At 54.1% G+C, this 18,581-nt stretch carries 14 protein-coding genes; 9 read left to right on the top strand and 5 right to left on the bottom strand.

Features of this window, described 5'->3' with window-relative positions; all coding sequences use genetic code 11:
• Nucleotides 1-95 precede the first annotated feature (95 nt).
• Together FHS27_RS29080 and FHS27_RS29075 are read left to right on the top strand one after the other, a co-directional pair.
• Entirely contained in the window at nt 96-1,526 is a 1,431-nt protein-coding gene (locus FHS27_RS29080) for a Gfo/Idh/MocA family oxidoreductase (RefSeq protein ID WP_184309658.1), read from the top strand.
• A gap of 95 nt (nt 1,527-1,621) precedes the next feature.
• The gene (locus tag FHS27_RS29075) at nt 1,622-2,542 is read left to right on the top strand and encodes a sugar phosphate isomerase/epimerase family protein (RefSeq protein WP_184309656.1); all 921 of its coding nucleotides are present in this window, start codon (nt 1,622-1,624) and stop codon (nt 2,540-2,542) included.
• 158 nt (nt 2,543-2,700) lie between these two features.
• Here the strand turns inward: FHS27_RS29075 and FHS27_RS29070 are convergent, their stop codons facing one another.
• Genes FHS27_RS29070 through FHS27_RS29060 form a run of 3 tightly spaced genes read right to left on the bottom strand, consistent with a single transcriptional unit; the run spans nt 2,701 to nt 5,015 of the window.
• On the bottom strand, nt 2,701-3,765 hold the full coding sequence (locus FHS27_RS29070; RefSeq protein WP_184309654.1) for an L-rhamnose/proton symporter RhaT: 1,065 nt from the start codon (nt 3,763-3,765) through the stop codon (nt 2,701-2,703).
• Nucleotides 3,758-4,213 carry a MaoC family dehydratase gene (locus FHS27_RS29065; protein ID WP_184309652.1) on the bottom strand — a complete coding sequence of 152 codons (456 nt, stop codon included), beginning with the start codon at nt 4,211-4,213 and terminating at the stop codon, nt 3,758-3,760. The genes FHS27_RS29070 and FHS27_RS29065 overlap by 8 nt, the downstream gene beginning before the upstream one ends.
• A 1-nt stretch (nt 4,214) precedes the next feature.
• Nucleotides 4,215-5,015, bottom strand: coding sequence for an IclR family transcriptional regulator (locus FHS27_RS29060; protein ID WP_184309650.1), 801 nt, complete (start codon nt 5,013-5,015; stop codon nt 4,215-4,217).
• Nucleotides 5,016-5,129: 114 nt separating this feature from the next.
• Between FHS27_RS29060 and FHS27_RS29055 the strand changes: the two genes are divergently transcribed.
• Genes FHS27_RS29055 through FHS27_RS29030 form a run of 6 tightly spaced genes read left to right on the top strand, consistent with a single transcriptional unit; the run spans nt 5,130 to nt 12,517 of the window.
• Entirely contained in the window at nt 5,130-6,308 is a 1,179-nt protein-coding gene (locus FHS27_RS29055) for an extracellular solute-binding protein (RefSeq protein WP_184309648.1), read from the top strand.
• The gene (locus FHS27_RS29050) at nt 6,305-7,456 is read left to right on the top strand and encodes a CaiB/BaiF CoA transferase family protein (protein WP_184309646.1); all 1,152 of its coding nucleotides are present in this window, start codon (nt 6,305-6,307) and stop codon (nt 7,454-7,456) included. Before FHS27_RS29055 ends, FHS27_RS29050 begins: the two co-directional genes overlap by 4 nt.
• A 9-nt stretch (nt 7,457-7,465) precedes the next feature.
• Entirely contained in the window at nt 7,466-9,004 is a 1,539-nt protein-coding gene (locus FHS27_RS29045; protein WP_184309644.1) for an alpha-L-fucosidase, read from the top strand.
• Complete coding sequence (locus FHS27_RS29040; RefSeq protein WP_184309641.1) at nt 9,004-10,149, top strand: CaiB/BaiF CoA transferase family protein; 1,146 nt, start codon at nt 9,004-9,006, stop codon at nt 10,147-10,149. The genes FHS27_RS29045 and FHS27_RS29040 overlap by 1 nt, the downstream gene beginning before the upstream one ends.
• A 38-nt stretch (nt 10,150-10,187) precedes the next feature.
• Nucleotides 10,188-11,426, top strand: a complete 1,239-nt coding sequence (locus FHS27_RS29035; protein WP_184309639.1) for an extracellular solute-binding protein — start codon at nt 10,188-10,190, stop codon at nt 11,424-11,426.
• Between the two features lie 11 nt (nt 11,427-11,437).
• Complete coding sequence (locus FHS27_RS29030; RefSeq protein ID WP_184309637.1) at nt 11,438-12,517, top strand: Gfo/Idh/MocA family protein; 1,080 nt, start codon at nt 11,438-11,440, stop codon at nt 12,515-12,517.
• Between the two features lie 216 nt (nt 12,518-12,733).
• Here FHS27_RS29030 and FHS27_RS29025 read toward each other — a convergent pair whose 3' ends face one another.
• Nucleotides 12,734-14,446, bottom strand: coding sequence for a sulfatase family protein (locus FHS27_RS29025; RefSeq protein WP_246421238.1), 1,713 nt, complete (start codon nt 14,444-14,446; stop codon nt 12,734-12,736).
• 542 nt (nt 14,447-14,988) lie between these two features.
• Between FHS27_RS29025 and FHS27_RS29020 the strand changes: the two genes are divergently transcribed.
• Nucleotides 14,989-16,383 carry a PAS domain-containing protein gene (locus tag FHS27_RS29020; RefSeq protein WP_184309634.1) on the top strand — a complete coding sequence of 465 codons (1,395 nt, stop codon included), beginning with the start codon at nt 14,989-14,991 and terminating at the stop codon, nt 16,381-16,383.
• Between the two features lie 175 nt (nt 16,384-16,558).
• On the opposite strand, the gene FHS27_RS29015 is transcribed toward FHS27_RS29020, so the two are convergent.
• Nucleotides 16,559-18,529, bottom strand: coding sequence for a protein kinase domain-containing protein (locus FHS27_RS29015; RefSeq protein ID WP_184309632.1), 1,971 nt, complete (start codon nt 18,527-18,529; stop codon nt 16,559-16,561).
• Nucleotides 18,530-18,581 lie beyond the last annotated feature (52 nt).

Here is an 18,581-nt window from a genome sequence, read left to right as displayed (position 1 = left end):
CACGAAAAGCTTCAAACGTCGTTTAATCCGTCACACGCTTTCTGCATTGTTTTCTTTCTTGCCTTCCCAGGCGAAATTATTCACGAGGACTCCAAATGAATTATCATCTTTCGACGCGACGAATATTTCTTGCGAATTCTGTTGCAGCGGGGGCGGGAGCCACGGTCCTGTCGGCGTACCTCACTGGAGCACGAGCGGATGAAAAGCCGAAGCGTCCACCGAGTCAACGGTTGAACTTGGCTTGCATAGGCGTTGGTGGGAGGGCACCGCGAGTGATCGACAGTCTCTGCAAGGACGGCTTTGCTGAGCCGGTGGCCTTTGTCGATGTTGACTTCGAGGCGAGGCCCAATACTGCGGGTGTGTTGGCAACATGGCCGAAAGCGAAGCGTTTTAACGATTTTCGCATCATGCTGGATAAAATGCACAGGGATATCGATGCCGTTGTGGTTGTGACCCCCGATCACACTCACTTCACCGCTGCGATCGCTGCCATGGCATTGCGAAAACCCGTCTACGTCGAGAAGCCTTTGACTCGCACCTTTGAGGAATCGGAGATCCTGATGCGAGCGGAAAAGAAGTTTGGCGTTGTCACGCAGATGGGGAATCAAGGCCACACAGGTGAAGGGTTCGATACCTTTTGTGCGATGGTGGATCAGGGGCTATGCGATAACGTGACCAGAATGGAGGCGTGGAAAACGCCTAGCTTGTGGTTCATGGACAAGACGAAACGACCCGGATTGCCGCTTAAGGAATCCGAGCTTCCGAAGTCCTTATCGAGTTGGGATTTATGGTGCGGGCCACGCAAGTTGCTTCCGTTCAATACTCTCTATCATCCATTCAATTGGCGAGGTTTTTATGAATACGGAATGGGGATGCTGGGTGACTGGGGCGCCCACATCATCGACTATCCACATGACAAGTTGCAGATGGGATTGCCGACAAAGATCAGTGCGCTGCGGATGGACGACCACAATCAGATTTATTTCCCTCTCAGTTCGCACCTTTCGATGCACTTTCCGGCGCGTGGAGAAAATCGTCCGGCAATTGATATGGTTTGGAAAGACGGTGCCGATTGTCGACCTGAGATCCCTGCTCGGTTTTTCACGACTGGGGACAATGGTCAGCTGCTGAAGCCGCGGGCCAAGGGGGCTGGATCTTTGCTGTATGGGGAAGACGACGAGTTTGCAATTCTACGTGGCAATCACGGCGATGCGCCTTACCTGATTGGAAATTCATCTCAAAGCGAGTTCGAAGAACGCTTGAAAAAGGAACCGCTTCCCAGAGGCGGCAAGGATCACTTTACGAGTTTCGTTAGTGCCTGCATGGGGGAAGGAAAAACGAATTCACCATTTAGCGTCGGTGCCAAACTGACCCAAGTCATGGCATTGGGCACGATCGCGCAGTATCTCAATACAGAGCTGACCTTTGCTCCGGAATCCAAGCAGTTCGTCGGCAATGACGAGGCCAACGTTCTCCTGAGCCCACCAGCCCGCAAGGAATGGGAAGAGTTCTACCGGCTTGCTTAGTCCGGAGAGCGTGATCGTAGAGTCGAGAGAGGCCGGCGGCGCGATCCGGGGCTTCTCTCAGTTCGTTCCATAGCAAGTGTAGGCACGGCGATAATATGAAGCTTGGGTTTGTTTCGGCGATCCTTCCTGAATTGCCCCTGGAGGAGTTGTTCAAGGTTGCATCCGACGTCGGGTACGACTGTATTGAAGTGATGTGCTGGCCTCCGGGCAACGCAAAGCGACGCTATGCGGGGGTCACGCATCTCGACGTGAGTAACTTGTCTGCCCCTTTGATTGAACAAGTCCATGGGCTGACGGCGAAGTACGGAATCGAAATCAGTAGTCTGGGGTATTACCCCAATCCACTGACGCCTGATTCTTCTCAGCGTGAGTTGGCGGTGCGACAAATTGGAAAGTTGATTTCCGCAGCACAGCAACTCGGGATTGGGGTCGTGACCACGTTTGCTGGCCGCGATTGGACCAAAACTGTCGAACAGAATTGGCCCGCTTTCTTGGAAACATGGATTCCGCTTGCCGCTCTTGCTGAAGAGCACGAGGTGCGAATCGGTATCGAAAACTGCCCCATGTTGTTCACTCAAGATGAGTGGCCAGGGGGATGCAATCTTTTCACGACCCCTGCGACTTGGAGAAAAGCGTTTGAGGACATCCCGGGTAATTCTCTCGGGCTCAATTATGATCCATCTCATTTTGTCTGGCAGCGGATGGACTACCTGAAGGCGATCCGAGAGTTCGGGAATCGATTCTACCATGTGCATGCCAAAGACGTCCGAATCGATCAGAATCGGTTGGACGAGGTTGGCATCATGGGATGCCCCACTGACTACCACACCCCAAAGCTGCCAGGGATGGGCGATGTCCATTGGGGGAAGTTCTTCAGCCTATTGACTGATGCCGGGTACGACGGCGCCGTATGCGTGGAGGTCGAGGATCGTGCGTTCGAAGGAAGTCTCGAATCGCGAATCCAGGCATTGAAGACCAGTCATAATTTCCTCAGGCAATACGTGCCGAAGACATGAGCTGACACGCGTGCTGTGGCGGATCGAATGCGGTGCGATCGAATTGGCCCTTTTCCCCAGGGCTCCGGGGCGACCGAGCGTTTCTTCGTACGAGCCTTTGGCGAGTTTCAGATCGATGCGGTTTGCATCCGGTACTTTGTGTGGAATGGTGGACGCCTTTAACTCTGCTCGCCGAGATAGTTGCCGTAGGTGATGATCAGTGTTGAGGCCACAATGATCAGCATGCCGACATGGAGGATACGCTTGGGCAATTTGTCGGCACCTTCCCATTCGCGAAAAACGGTGCCAAAGATATTGCTGAAGAGAATCAGCATTGCCATGTGCAGTCCCCAGCTCGTGAAACCGTACGATTCACCCATGTTGGCATGCCCCATGCCATAGAAGAAAAACTGAAAGTACCAGAACGTGCCGCTGAGTAACGCCATCAAGTAGTAGAAGGCGAGTGTCCCGGTTCCTTTCGCAGGCAGCCGGACCAACTGCGATCCTGTTCGATTGCGTCGCATCAAAAAGACGCACCAAACCAAGTTCACAAGGAATGCACCACCATTGGAGAACGGGTAGATCGCATTCATTTTCAACAGGTCGCTCGCACCAGCATCTAATGCAGCCTGTTCCAGCGGTTGACCGGCGAGGAGTGCGAAGTTGAACACCGCCGATAGAGTCCCCGCGACGATTGCCAGGGGCACCCCGGTTTTAAAGGTGAACTTCGAGGGGCCATCGCCTTGCGTTTTCTCACGCAGCGCCCCCGCCCAACCGCAGAACACGATTCCGACGAGCGAAAGGGAAATCCCAGTCAAGACGATCATACCCGGCCCAGTCGAAAATTTCTCATCAAGCAACCAGACGAACCCGTCGTTCGGGTTCCAAATCAGAGGAAAAATCGTTCCCAGCCCGGCGGAGATTCCAACCGCAATCGCGTAGTTGAGTGAGAACCCGATGTAACGAATCCCTAACCCAAAGGTCAGCCCGCCGACGCCATAGATCGCGCCCAAGGCAAGCGTCCGCAGCATCGCATCCTTGGGACAACTCGCCAACACATTCGTGTAATTGGGGATCGTAAAAAACGCACCCAAGATCGGCAGAACGAGCCAAGCAAAGGAGGCTTGGGAGATCCAATAAACTTCCCATGACCACAGCGTGGTCTTTTTCTGAGGCGTGTAACAGCTCGAGGAAGAAAGGGCTCCGGCGCTATGCAGCGCGGCACCGAGAATCGGGTCAGCCATGGCTGGTTGCTTTCTTATCAACGATCAGGAGATGGTCACAAACCAAGACCGTGTCGCCGTTTTGATTCTTGACGTCTAAGTGCTCGGTTACGATGCCGACATTCTGACGTTTTTTGTGATCATTCTTTTCCGAAATGGTGACCACTGTATGCAGCGTGTCGCCAATGAACACCGGCTTGATGAATCTCAGTCGGTCGTAGCCATAGCTCATGCCGCGCGGATTGACGACGACGGCCGTCAAGCCGACACCGACCGAAAAGGTCAACGTGCCATGCACGATGCGTTGCTTGAAATCCTGGGTCTTGCACCATTGAGCGTCCATGTGGTGCGGAAAGAAATCGCCGGTCTGTCCCGCGTGCAATACGATGTCAGCCTCAGTGATCGTTCGGCCAAGCGTCGTTCGCGTGTCGCCAATGCGATAGTCGTCGTAATAGATTTCTTGAAACACTTTATGCCTCCTTTAGCGCAGCAACGATATGCTCAGCGGCTGCCTCAATCGTTGGCAGCAGATTTGTTTTTTGTTCGCTCTTGCTGTACTTCTGAATGCACGGGACCGCCAACACGGCGTGATCTCCCAACCATGCGTTCTCGAGCAGGAGGTCAACGTCGAGCACGCCCGGCGTGACTTGACTCGGGACGGCTGTGATTTTCTTCAGCCCGAGTTCTTCCAGGTCAGCGCGTAGCGTCTCTTGTTCGCGACTAGAGTATTCACGGAATTCCGGGAGGCTTTCGAGCAAGCGTTCACGTCGGTCGCTCGGCAGATGCGCGAGCAGCAACTTCCCCGCCGTCGTGCGTACCAGTGAATAGGTGGCGTTCTCGCTGACATTGAGCGAGTGCATGTGGGGGCTGGGTTGGTTGTAGACGACACGCAGTTGGTTCCCTTCGCGAATCGACAGATGGCAGGATTCACCAACCTTCCGCGCGAGGTCCTGCATTGGCGCCATCGCCAAGTCGCGAAACCGCTGATGAGCGGGGCATGCTTGCGCGAGTTGGTACAAACGCATCGTGGGGCCGTAGTTGCCCGTGTCCACGTCACGCTGCACGTAACGCCGTTGTTCGAGGCAGTTCAGTAATCGGAAGACTGAACTGATTGGACGGCCCGTTTGATTAGCGATCGCAGTTTGTGACAACGAGACGGGGGACGCCAGCAGTAACTCCAACAGATCGAGTCCATGCTCGAACGCGGGCACGCTGTACTTCACCGTGGTGGCTTTTTTAGCTCGAACGCGTGCGGCATTTTCGACAGTCACGTGAATTTTCTCCGGTGGAAAGAGTTTTCACAATATAAAACCCGCTGTTGACACTTGTCAATCTAGGGATTTAGCATAGGGAAAGAAACTTTCACATGCAAAAGCGGGTTCGTCATGCCTGAGCTTCCGATTCGATTGCGAGGAATCACCTGGAACCACACCCGCGGCTTCGTTCCGCTGGTTGCGGCGGCCCAGCGATTTGAGGAATTGAGCCAAGCGGCAGGGATTCCGGTTTCGATCGCGTGGGAGAAGCGTTCCCTGCAGGAGTTTGCCGACCAGCCGTTGCAGCCGTTGGCGGAAAGCTTTGATCTGCTCGTAATCGATCATCCTTGGGCCGGATTCGCCGCCCGGCATGGCGTGTTGAATCCACTGGAGAGAATCCTGCCGGGTGATTTCTTGGCTGACCAGAAGGCAAACTCGGTCGGTGTTTCCCACGCGAGTTATCGATTTGAAGGTCAGCAATGGGCGTTGGCGATCGATGCAGCGACACCGGTCGCGTCCTGGCGACCTGACTTGATGCGGCAAAAGGACCTAGCGATTCCTAATACATGGGAAGACGTGATGGCTCTGGCTAAACTCGGCTTGGTTGCAATGCCGGGTATCCCGCAGGACACGTTGATGAACTTCTACATGCTGTGCTGCGTCCCGGACTCGGATCTGTTCGTGTCGGAGGACTGCGTCGTCAACGATGAGTTGGGGATGCAGGCGTTGGAGCAACTCCGCGAGCTCGCGTCCTATCAGTCGTCCGAGATTTTTGAATGGAATCCCATTCAGGTCTATGAAGCGATGAGCCGCCGTGACGACATCGCTTACTGTCCGTTTGCGTACGGTTACTCGAACTATTCTCGTCGTGGCTATGCTCCAAATTTGTTGTACTTTGGAGACGTTGTTTCGAAGGACGGTTATCCGCTCCGCACAACGCTTGGCGGAACGGGGCTGGCAATCTCCAGCCACTGCAAGCATCCGGAGGTTGCAGCACAGTTCGCACAGATGGTGGCTGGACGCGATTACCAACAAACCCAGTTCGCCGAAAACGGCGGACAACCCGGGCACCGCGCGGCATGGGAAGACGAAGAGAACAATCGCCGCACTAAAAACTATTTCGCCAATACACTGCCGTGTTTAGATCGCGCCTATTTACGACCTCGGTACTCCGGCTCTCTTCAGTTTCAAGACCGTGACGGCGGAGGGGCTCCCATTCGCGATTACATGATGCATGGGGGCGATCCCAAGCAAGTGATGCAAACATTGAATCAGATGTATCGTGACAGCCGAAAGGATGGGGCAGAATGAGTCGACCGCTCGAAGGCCTCGTCGTGCTGGAGTTTTGCCAGTACCTTGCCGGGCCCTGGGCCGGACTTCGTTTGGCCGACATGGGGGCTCGCGTGATCAAGATCGAGCGTCCAGGCACGGGCGAAGCGTGTCGCGGTTTGGCAACCAAAAACATGACCGTCGACGGTGATAGCCTTGTGTTCCACACAATCAATCGTTGCAAGCAATCGTTCACGGCAAATTTGAAAAATCCTTCGGACCTAGTCGCTGTGAAGGAACTAGTCAAGCGTGCTGACGTGATGACTCATAACTTTCGTCCGGGCATCATGGAGAGGTTGGGGATGAACTATGACGTGGTGCGTCAATTGAATCCTCGGCTGGTCTACGGCGAGGTGTCCGGCTATGGCAAAGCAGGCCCGTGGCGAAACAAGCCCGGCCAGGATTTGTTGGCACAGTCCATGACAGGTTTGATGTTCCTCACCGGGCGCCGCGACAGTCCACCGGTTCCTATTGGCGTTGCCGCCGCCGACGCGATCTGCGGCATTCATTTTGCGCAAGGGTTGCTCGCGGCGCTGGTCCGCCGGGGCAAGACAAATCAGGGTGCGTTGGTGGAGGTCAGTCTTGTCGAGTCAACGGTCGACTTGCAATTTGAGGCGTTGACGACCTATCTCAACGATGGAAATCGAATGCCAAACCGCAGTCGTGGATTTGCCGCGCATCCTTACCAGGGGGCTCCTTACGGCGTTTATCCAACGGCAGACGGCCACTTGGCATTGGCGATGGGGTCGCTGACCAAACTAGGCGAACTACTCGGCATCGAAAATCTCGATCAGTTCACTGATGTGAAAGCGAAATTCCAACACTCCGATGACATTCGCGATTTGATCGCGGCCAAACTGGCGTGTCATCCAACGGTTCATTGGCTTGAGCGGTTGGAGGCGGCCGACGTGTGGTGCGCCGAAGTATTGAGCTATGAAGAACTACGCAAACGCGACGGTTATCGCGTGCTCGAAATGGAGCAAGAAGTCCGTCGCTTCGATTCGTCCGTGCGAACGTTGCGTAGCCCCGTGCGAATCGATGGCGAGCGATTGTTTTGCCATGACGCCGCTCCTCGAGTTGGCAACGACACCGAAGAGATCCTGAAAGAACTGCAACGCCCCACTACCTAGGTTAGAAAGATGAAGACATCGTCGGCTGTATGCGTCGTTTTGATTTTTGCGTTCACGATTGGGACGCTGCTGACATCGCCATCGGTGTGTGCACAGGCCCCTGTTGATGGACCGTTTGAGCCGCAATGGAAATCACTGGAGCAATACGAATGCCCGGATTGGTTTCGCGATGCCAAATTCGGCATCTACGCACACTGGGGTGTTTATTCCGCATCGAAAGGAAGCCGCAACGCGGATTGGTATGGTCGCAACATGTACGTGAAGGGACATGTCAATCACACCGACCATCTTGCCAACTATGGCGATCCGTCTGAGTTCGGCTACAAAGACTTGGTTCCGTTGCTTAAGGCCGAACGGTTCGATGCGGATGAGTGGGTCGAAACCTATGTTCAGGCGGGGGCCAAGTTTGCCGGTCCCGTTGGCGAGCACTCCGACGGTTTCTCAATGTGGGGCTCAAAAGTGAATCCGTGGAACGCGGTTGAGATGGGCCCCAAGCGTGACGTGGTTGGCGAGATGAAGGAGGCGATTGAAAAGCGAGATCTCAAATTCTTGGTCAGCATGCACCATGCGTGGCACTGGGGGTGGTTCCCGACTTGGGACCCGAATGCGGATGCATCGAATCCTGAGTACCAAGGGTTGTATGGTCCAATCTTGCCCTCGGCAGAAGCGCAGAGCGGTCTGTTGGCCAATGGACGACACACCAACATGTATTCCTACCCGATGCCAACAGATGAGTTCGAAAAAGTTTGGCTCGAAAAAATCAACGAGGTCGTGACGGGGTACTCACCCGATTTGCTGTGGTTTGACAATCGTATGCAGATCCTTTCGGAATCGGTGCGAATGCAGATGGCTGCAAACTATTACAACCACGCAAAGGCAAACGGCCAGCAACCCGTTTTGACGTACAAACGCCCCGACATGGCGATCCGAACGGGAACGGTTGATCTCGAACGAAGTCGCATGCCCGACATCTATCCCGACCCTTGGTTAACGGACACCTCCATCTCGCCGTCAACTTGGTCATACGCGTCTGATATCGATTACTACTCAGCGGACCGTTTGATCGACGACCTAGTCGATATCGTCAGCAAAAACGGCTGCATGCTTTTGAACATCGCACCGGCGCCTGACGGAACCATTCCCAAAGAACAGAAAGAGATTCTGAAGGGGATTGGCGATTGGCTGCGAGTGAACGGCGAGGCGATCTACGGATCACGTCCTTGGCTGATGTTCGGTGAAGGCCCGACGGCAACACCGGTTGGGCACCTGTCCGATACCAAATTCAACGGATTCACAGGTGAGGATGTTCGCTTCACCACCAACAACGGAAACCTCTATGCGATCGCGTTGGGACGCCCCAAAGACGGAAAGTCGTTGCGAATCTATTGGCTCTCGTCGGCGACCTACCGCGACGAAATTGTTGATGTTTCCTTGGTGGGGCACGACGGAGCGATTACCTGGGAACGAAATCAACACGGGCTGTTTATCGACGTTCCGGAAGACACAGATTGCCAACATGCCTTTGTCTTCAAGATCGAAAGAGAATAATGAGACCACTCGAAGACATACTTGTTGTGGATTTGAGCCAGTTCCTGTCCGGGCCATCCGCCAGTTTGCGGTTGGCGGACTTGGGTGCACGTGTCATCAAAGTTGAGCGTCCCGAAACGGGTGACATCTGCCGGCACCTGTATGTTTCGGACTATGAAATTGATGGCGAGTCAACGATTTTTCACGCGATCAATCGCAATAAAGAAGGCTATGTCGCTGACCTTAAGAACGACGACGACCTAGCTAAGGTTAAACGGCTCATCGCAAAAGCCGATGTCGTTCTTCACAACTTTCGCCCCGGTGTGATCGATCGCCTCGGATTGGACTACCAAACTGTCAAAGCGATGAATCCGGGGATCGTGTACGGCGAAATCAGCGGCTATGGAAAAGAAGGTCCATGGAAAGGCAAACCGGGTCAAGACTTGCTCGCCCAAGCGTTGTCAGGCATGACGTGGCTCAGCGGCAATGCAAATGACGGTCCTGTCCCGGTTGGCGTTGCCGTTGCGGACATCTGGGCAGGCGCACTTTTGGTTACCGGGATTCTCGCGTGCTTGGTGCGACGTTCCCTGAACGGGAAAGGTGGGCTGGTCGAGATCAACATGCTCGAAGCAATGCTGGATTTCCAATTCGAACCGCTAACGGTTCACTTGCAGGATGGCACGCAACCCGAACGTACGGCGACCAACAACGCACATGCACTTCTGGGTGCTCCCTACGGAGTTTATCAAACCGCCGACGGCTACTTGGCACTCGCGATGGGACGCGTCGTGCAACTCGGCGAATTACTGGATTGCCCCGCATTGGCTCAGTACACAGATCCCCAATCCTGGTACGACCAACGCGACTCGATCAAACAAGTTTTAGTCGAGCGATTAGCAACGCGTTGTACCGCCGATTGGCTGGCGATTCTGGAACCCGCCGACATCTGGTGCGCCGAAGTCCTCAATTGGGAACGCATGATGCAGGCCGAAGGCTTTCAGGTGTTGGACATGATCCAGCAAGTGACCCGCGGCAACGGAACAAATTACCAAACAACGTGCTGTCCGATCCGCATTGACGGACAGCGTCTAATGGCGCCGCGAGGATCATGCGACCTCGGTGAGCATACTGAGGCGATTGATCACGAACTATTGGCATCCATCTAGCTGAATTCAGATTCCCCTATTTTGGCGAGGCTTCACAGGTGACATCAAACCGGCAAGACCGACTGCGAGTCGCGGTGCGTCAATTCGAGCCTTTTGAACGTTCGATCGCCGAGATGTGGTCCGCGTTCTGCGAACACACTGATTGTCAACTGAAGATGGAAGCGGTGCCGATGGATTTGCATCCGCTCTATGAGGCGACACTCGGCAGCGACGGGCTAAAGCATGGTGACTGGGACATCGCCCAAATGACGACCGACTGGATCGCCGAGGCGCACGCGTCGAATGCGTTAGTTGATTTGAAAGCGATGATCGAGCGAGCCCCGCCGGAGGACTTTCCTGATGGCTGGTCCCCTTCGATGCTCGGGTTTCAAGACTTTGGTGATGCAATCGTCGGTTTGCCGTTTCACGATGGCCCGGAATGTTTGATCTACCGAAAAGATCTTTTCGCGGACGATGCCCATCGAAGTGCGTTTGCCGAACTCACGGGGCGAGAGTTGTCGGTACCGCAGACTTGGCAGGAATTCCATGAAATCGCACGGTTCTTCACCGACCCGCATCAGAATCGCTACGGAACGGTCGTCGCTGCGTTCCCCGACGGACACAACACCGTATTTGATTTTGCGTTGCATGTCTGGACCCGTGGCGGCGAACTGCTCGCCCCATCGTCCGACCGTATCATCGTCGATTCACCCGCTGCGCACGAGGCGCTTCGTTTCTATCGTGAACTCCTGCAAGACCCAACGGCGATTCATCCAGATTGCGGTGAGATCGACTCGGTTAAAGCGGGACTCGCGTTTGCTCGTGGGGAAGTCGTGATGATGGTGAACTGGTTCGGTTTCGCGTCGATGAGCGAAGTGGTCGACGAAAGTGTGGTGAAGGGAAAAGTCGACTTGGCTCCGATCCCGCATGGGGAAGGCTGCTCGTCGGCGTCGCTGAATTGTTATTGGCTGCACACGATCGGTGCAGGGTCGCCACATGCGATGATCGCTTACGACTTCATTCGCTTCATGAGCAATCGAGAAAACGACAAGCGTTTGACACTCAACGGTGGAACGGGATGCCGAAAAAGCACCTGGACGGATGCGGATGTCAATCGTGAAGTACCGTATTACCACCGTTTGGAATCGTTGCATGAACACGCCCGTACGTTACCTCGGTTGGCAAATTGGTCGCAAATGGCTGAAGTCATTGATGGCCTCGTCATGCAAACAATGAATTCCCAAACGCCGGTGCAGCAGCTCACCGCGGCCGCTCAAGCTCGTATCGACCAAAGCTAGGATCCCCACAAATGGACATTCAGTACCAACCCGAACTGCCCGAACAGAGTGTCCCCATCGTCATCTTAGGCGCGGGCGGCATCGTCAAAGACGCTCACTTGCCAGCCTACAAACAGGCCGGTTTCGCAGTACACGGAATCTATAACCGTACGGTCCAGAAAGCACAGCGGCTCGCCGATCAGTACAACATCCCCAATGTTTATGGATCGGTAGAGCAAGCCGTTGCGGACGCGCCCACATCAATGGTTTGGGACCTCGCCATGATGCCGCCTCAATTTGTCGAGGTGTTGGAGGCGTTACCCGACCGATCGCATGTTTTGATTCAAAAACCGATGGGCGACTCGTGGGAACAGACGCAAGCGATTCGAGAAGTGTGTCAGCGGAAACGCCATCACGCTGCCATCAATTGCCAGTTGCGATTCGCCCCCTTTGTCATGGCAACACGTTGGCTCCAACAACAAGGACTCCTCGGTGATTTGCACCACATGGAAGTTCATGTTGAGGTCTACACGCCCTGGCATCTGTTTCCCCACATTCACCCTCTGCCTCGTGTTGAGATTCAACAGCACAGCATCCACTATATCGATCTGATTCGCTCGTTCTTCGGTGATCCGGAGAAGGTTTACGCTCGAACCGTCAAGCATCCCAAGCAAGCCGAACTCGCATCGACTCGAAGCACCATCATGATGGATTATGGCGACGAGATCCAAGCGACGATCCTGACGAACCACGGTCATGACTTCGGCCCCCACAATCAACAGAGCTATATCAAGTGGGAAGGCACGCGTGGTGCGGTGAAAGCGAAAATGGGACTGTTAATGAATTATCCTGAAGGTGTGGCAGACGAATTTGAAGTCTGCTTGCTCAATAGCAATCAAACGCCGCGGTGGGAGACGATCCCCTTGGAAGGTTCGTGGTTTCCAGAAGCATTCGTTGGCACAATGGCATCCGTCCAACGGCACCTCGAAGGATCTGAGGAATCGATCCCCACACGCATCGACGATGTGATGCGAACAATGGCGTGTGTTGAAGCCGCCTATGCATCGAACGAAAACGGCGGGTGCGTTGTCAATTACGAGACGCCCGAATAGCCGCGGAAAACGATGTTAAACAAATCTGCCAAGGGCGACTTGATACGATGAATATCCTGAATCTGCCATGGGGAAAAATAGCAAATCCGCGGCGAGTATGCTCGTCGTCGCGGATGCTCGATTTAGCGGCGTGAGTTGCCTGTGTTGTCCAATGCAGGCTGGCAGCCTGCGTTACGGCTTCCAGGCGACTGCATTGTTTTTGAAAATGCTCTCACCTCACGGTTTGCGGCCATTCGCGGCGTCTTGTTCGTCGGCGACGTAGTAGGGATTGTCCTTCACGGCTTGCAGTGCTTTTGCTGAGATCGCCTTGGCTTTCTCCCGTGATTCAGGCGTGTCGTCCCAGAACTCATCGACGACACGGTTGATGTCCCTGATTGCAGCTTGGACGGCAGGGTCACTCACTTGCTCCGGTCTGGCGGCGCCGGCTTGCTCACGGAGTGCAGCGAGTTGGTCTTTCAGCTTCGCGAGCACTTCCGCGTATTCGGGATTGTCGACCAAGTTGTTCATTTCGTTGGGATCATTTTGCAAGTCATAAAGTTCCCAGGCTGGCGGAGTCGCGATCTCGCCGAAAAGATTCTGTCGTGCGTCATAAGGAATCGGTGTGCCGGGAAAAAACAGCAGTTTGTGTCGCTTGGTGCGGATGCCGAAGTGCGAAGGGACCTCGTGGTGGATCATGTGCATCCAGTACTGATAGTACGCGGCCTGTTTCCAACCTTCAGGTTCGTTGCCCGATTCCAGCAGTGAAAGAAAACTCTTGCCTTGCATGATTTTTGGCGGTGCTCCGCCAGCGAAATCGATTAGCGTTGGAGCGAAGTCGATGTTTTCGACAATCGCATTTGTCGTGGTCCCCGCCGGAACGGATTGAGGATAGCGGACGATGAAAGGCATTTTTAGCGATTCTTCGTATCCCCAACGTTTATCCATGTAGTCGTGTTCACCGAGCCAAAAGCCTTGATCTCCCGTGTAGACGATCAGCGTGTTGTCGATCTGGCCGCTGTCCTCGAGATATTTGATCACGCGAGCCAAGTTATCGTCCACGCCTTTGACGCAGCGCAGGTACTTCTTCAGGTAGTACTGGTAACCGCGGCTGATCGCTTCTTTTTGCGAAAGCGTTTCGTCAAAGCCACCGTAACGAAGATAATTTCGGCGAAGATTACGTCCGCTGACCGACGTTCCGATGTAGGGAGTCAACTCATCGGATGCCCCACGCGTCGCAATCGAACCGTGATTGCCTGGGTTGTAAAGGCTATCCGGTTCGGGAATGAACGTGTCTTTCAAATAGTCTTCGTAGCGTGGTGCATACTCAAACATGTCGTGCGGTGCTTTGTAATGCAGCATGAGAAAGAACGGCTTTTCATTCTTTCGTTCCTCGAGCCAATTCAATGCGGTGTCCGTGATGACGTCGCTGGAATGTCCCTCGGTGTAAACCGGCTTTTCTTGGCCGCGTACGCGGAATCTCGGATTGAAATACTCACCCTGACTGATCAAGACTTGGTAATGGTCAAACGCCTCGGGGCGGTCATGCAAATGCCATTTACCGATGATTGCGGTCTGGTAGCCGGCGTCCTTCATCGCGTGAGCCAAGTACTGGCGTTCCACCGGCAATCCACCCGTCAGCGTGTGACAACCGACCATGTGCGGATATTGCCCGGTCATGATGCTCGCACGGCTGGGCACGCAAATCGAATTAGTGCAAACAGCGTTTTCAAATCGCATTCCTTCCGCCGCCAAGCGATCGATTGTCGGCGTCGGATTTAGCACAGCCAGCCGACTGCCATAGGCTCCGATGGCCTGCGTCGTGTGATCGTCCGACATAACGAACAAGACGTTTGGTTTGCGCCCCTCTGCCGCATCGGAATCTGCGTGAGCGGCAGTCACTACGACTGTCACCAAGCAAATCGTCATCAAGAGACTGGAAGGTACATTCATGGTCGTATTCAGTTGTTTCATTGCATTGCTGTGGGGAAAGGTCCATGCGTCGAGTTCGTCAATTGTACTCCGACGATGCCTCCGTCATCTATCGTACTAACCGTGTCGATCGTTGCCTTCAAACCGAAACGAATGTCTTTCAAGGTTTTGCTCTAACACGCAAGACAAGCATATAGATTTTGGTGTGAAGATTAGCGTGACATTTTTTTCAAATCATCGCGCCGACGATTGCAACTGACCGGGCGGCATGAACGAGAAAGTCAATCGCCATGGTCGCCTCTTGTTTTGCGTTTCCTCAATAGACCGAATTCCATCGAGTATTTCGTCGGTATGTAGAACAGGTATCGCAGATTGGTATCGAACGTTTTCTAAGGCCTCCATTCGAGTGCGGTGAGTCCCCATACCGGAATTACCTGCCCATTCGACTCAACGGACTGCGGCAAATTTGTTTTACCAGGGGCAGTTGATTGACCGCATCGATAGTCACGGCACCTTTAAATATGCACAGCCAAGTGCACTTTCAATAAAGGAACACCAATTTGATGACTACCGCAACGCCGGTGTGCCTGGATCGCGAAAGCGTATTCAAGGTGAACGAACTCTTCTTTTCGACAACCGATCAACGTGGCGTCATCCGTTACGGCAATGGGGTCTTTACGCGAGTCTCGGGATATGAGTCCGAGGAGCTCATCGGAAAAGCACACAGTATTGTGCGGCATCCCGACATGCCCCGATCTGTCTTTCGATTGTTCTGGAATACGCTCGGTGAGGGCGAAACGATTGCCGCATATGTCAAAAACCGCTCCAAGGATGGCAGTTATTACTGGGTCATGGCTGTCGCTGCACCAATTTCCGGCGGCTATCTCTCGGTTCGATTGAAACCTACGAGTGGGTTGCTAGACACCGTTGCCGGTGTGTATTCGGGCGTGCTCGCAGACGAACGGGCGGCGTCCGAGAACGGCATGTCCAAGGACGAGGTCGCCGAAATTGGCCTGCTCAGCTTGATGGCTGAGATCAATCGCCTTGGTTTCGCAGACTACCCGTCATTCATGCGCCACGCATTGTCGTCAGAGATGGTATCGCGTCATAACATTGTCAAATCGAAGCAAGGCAAAGCTCGATCGAGTCGCACGTATCGGTCGACGGGGATGTTCAGTTCGGTTGATGACCTCGCCGAGTCAAACTTTCGCTGCGATGAAATTCTTGGAAAGATGCTCCAACAGCTCTCGTCGCTCCGGGCCAGCAATCAATCGTTTGTCGCGATTAATCGAGCGACAATGGCGTTGTCACGAACGATCGGTACATCGGCGCTGAATGCGCGCATCAATGCGGATACGCCAACGACGAGAGCGATTTCTCAGGCCCTTGCCGAGACGGAGCTCGAGAACCGGAAAGCCATCATCGCAATGAACGAAGCGGTCACGACGCTTTCGCTATCGTTCGAACAGCTAGCGTTCGACGTATCCGTGGCCGCACTCCAAGGTGAAATCGCATCCCAATTCCTTCGCGAAGTTCAGCTGGCCGGAGACGACGCAGATTTAGAGTCGATTGAATACGTGCTTCTCTTGCTGTCTGAATCCCGACTTCGCTACCAGATCCTGTTCGATCGCATGAACCAAACGGGTGAGTGGTTTGGCAGTCTTGATGGCATCACGGAGAAACTTCACCGGAATGCAAAAACGATACGCTTTGTCCGAATTGCCGGAATCAAAGAGTCAGCCCATCTAAGCGCGGAGCATCCCTTTCGTGAGATCTTCAATGAAATCAATTCTCTGATTGTCGAAACAAACAACCACTGCAACGAGCTGCGACATCAAGTGAGTCAAGCCAAGCAATCCATCGCCGCGGTCAGTCAAGCCAAGATGCTGCTAGGCAGCGAAGCGGAACGGCAAAGTGCAGTGAGTTATCAGTTGCAATTGGAGACGTCCGGCAACTGAGGCACCGCTAATGCAACCGAGGATTTCGAGTATGCCCATCCTCGCCCATCCTCACGCCGGCGGTTCGCAACATGTGTTTTCGTTGGCGAGGTTATGGTGGTAGCGATCTCGGAATGCCTGATGTGGTGGATGCAGAAACGGGGTTGCAGTGTGATCTCCGACGATCAGTTTGGAATTAGGTGAACGATTCCATTTGCGGTTTCGCGGGGGGCTGATCGGCCTGCAATCGGCTGGCCGTTGAGAAGATGGCTCGCTCTAACAGTCGGCTGTCCATCGCGTTTTTGGAAACGAATTCCATTGCCCCTGCTCGGATGCATCGCTGCCGAATCTCAGGTGACTCGTTGCCTGAGACCGCGATCACGCCCACGTAGTCGCCCGACAACAGAGGCAGTGAATTGAGGGTTTCACCGACGGGTGAATCGGGCAATTGCAGATCGAGCAAAACCACCATCGGGCATCGTTCGCGTGGAGGATGATTCGCGAGAACTTGCAAGGCCCGAGCAAAGGTAGGTGCGTGCATCAAGTCAACCGAATGATTCGTGCGCTTCAATACACGCTGTGTCACGGCCAGATCGGTTGGGTCGTCTTCAACAACCAATACCACGATTCGACAATCATCTTGCTGCTGCGGGTGATCGTTTAAGATCTGCCGCAGCATCTCCAGCACCTCGGCGTCGCTCTGAGGGCGGTCATCGGGCTCATACTGCAACAAGTGCTCGAGCAGTTTGGTGACCCACGGTGAAAATGCGAAATCATTCAAATTTCGATGGCGACGTTCTACTAACAGCGTGTGCAATCGCTCTCGCAACGATCCTCCTTCCAAATAACATTCGCCCGTTAACAAGAAAAACAACAGGCTGCCGAGGCTAAAGTAATCGGATCGATAGTCGACTTTGCCCTCTCGATCGAGTTGTTCGGGGGCTGCGTATCCGATCGTTCCGTAGGTACTGGAATCGCCGAGATCGAAAGAGTCGAATTCGCAGAGAGCGCCGGATGGGCGACAGATGCCGACGTCCATCAATTTGAACCGTCCCGAATCTAATTTCATCACGTTGCTGGGTTTGATATCGCGATGAACCACGCCGCGTTCATGCATGTGCATCATCGCCCGAGCGACTTGATGGACCGCCTCCAACGCTTGCGCTTCCTCGAACGGTCCGTCTCGCTTCACGATTCGGAACAGATTATCGCCTTTGAGTAGTTCCATCGCGATATAGTGGTAGCCGTCCGAATCACCAACTTCGTATGCCGTAATCAGATTTGGATGTGCCAGTTCCTGAAGGACCGACATCTCGCGGCGGATGAAAAGAAGATGCCGCCCGAGATTTAGAAATAGTTTTAACGCAACATTTTCGTTGCGTTCCCGGTCGAACGCGCGGTAAACCGTTCCCATCCCTCCGCGACCGAGTTCGCTGAGCAGGGTGTAGTGGCCGACACGCAAACGCCGCTCGGCATTTTCGGCGATGCAATCCGCTTGAAAGCCAGTAAGTTTGCCATACAGCACGCAACGTTTGAGTCCAGTTTCGAGATCCGGTGCGTCTTCCAGGATCGACGCGATGACCTCGCATTCATTTCTTGAGAAGACTCCCGTGTCAATCAATCGCAACAGGATGGAAGTGCGGTGCGGTCGCCCCGTCACGGGACCAACTTCGCCATTGTTTGGAAAGTTTGACGTGTCCCCGATGTTTAGTTTTGCAAACCCGGTTGAATGGTGATCGTATACCGACGACGTCATTTGGTCCGAATCCTCGTCGCCCTCGGCATGCGAATTCGAGACCGCAATCAGGGCGTCATTGCGACCGGGGACATTCGATGGCATTGCAGCGGTCGCTGCCACATCGCCACGTTCTCTCAGTCGATTCCATAGCCAGAAACAAATGAGTGCGACCAACAGACGCCACCACGGAACAGTGTCCGTTGCATTCCATTGCAACAAACAGTCAACACCCAGTCCGAGCACACCGATGACAGCGAGCGTTTGCAAATTCCGGCCATGATAGAACCCACCGAGCAGCACGAGGAGAATGCCGTTCGTCGCCAGAAGCGGAAGGCCATAGATCAGATCCAATGCGATCAACGCGCCGATCGCCGCGTACCCGGTCCACCGAGGAGGAGGAGTCTCGCCGTAAATGATTCTCCGCAACATCCAGGTAGCGCCCTCGAAACCCCAAAACCAAATAACGTCGTCAAATAAAATG

Origin of the sequence: Aporhodopirellula rubra, assembly GCF_014192335.1 — a bacterium.
GTDB classification, from domain to species: domain Bacteria; phylum Planctomycetota; class Planctomycetia; order Pirellulales; family Pirellulaceae; genus Rhodopirellula; species Rhodopirellula rubra.
Note: the sequence above shows the minus strand (reverse complement) of the source record. Positions and strands in the feature narration are given on the sequence as shown.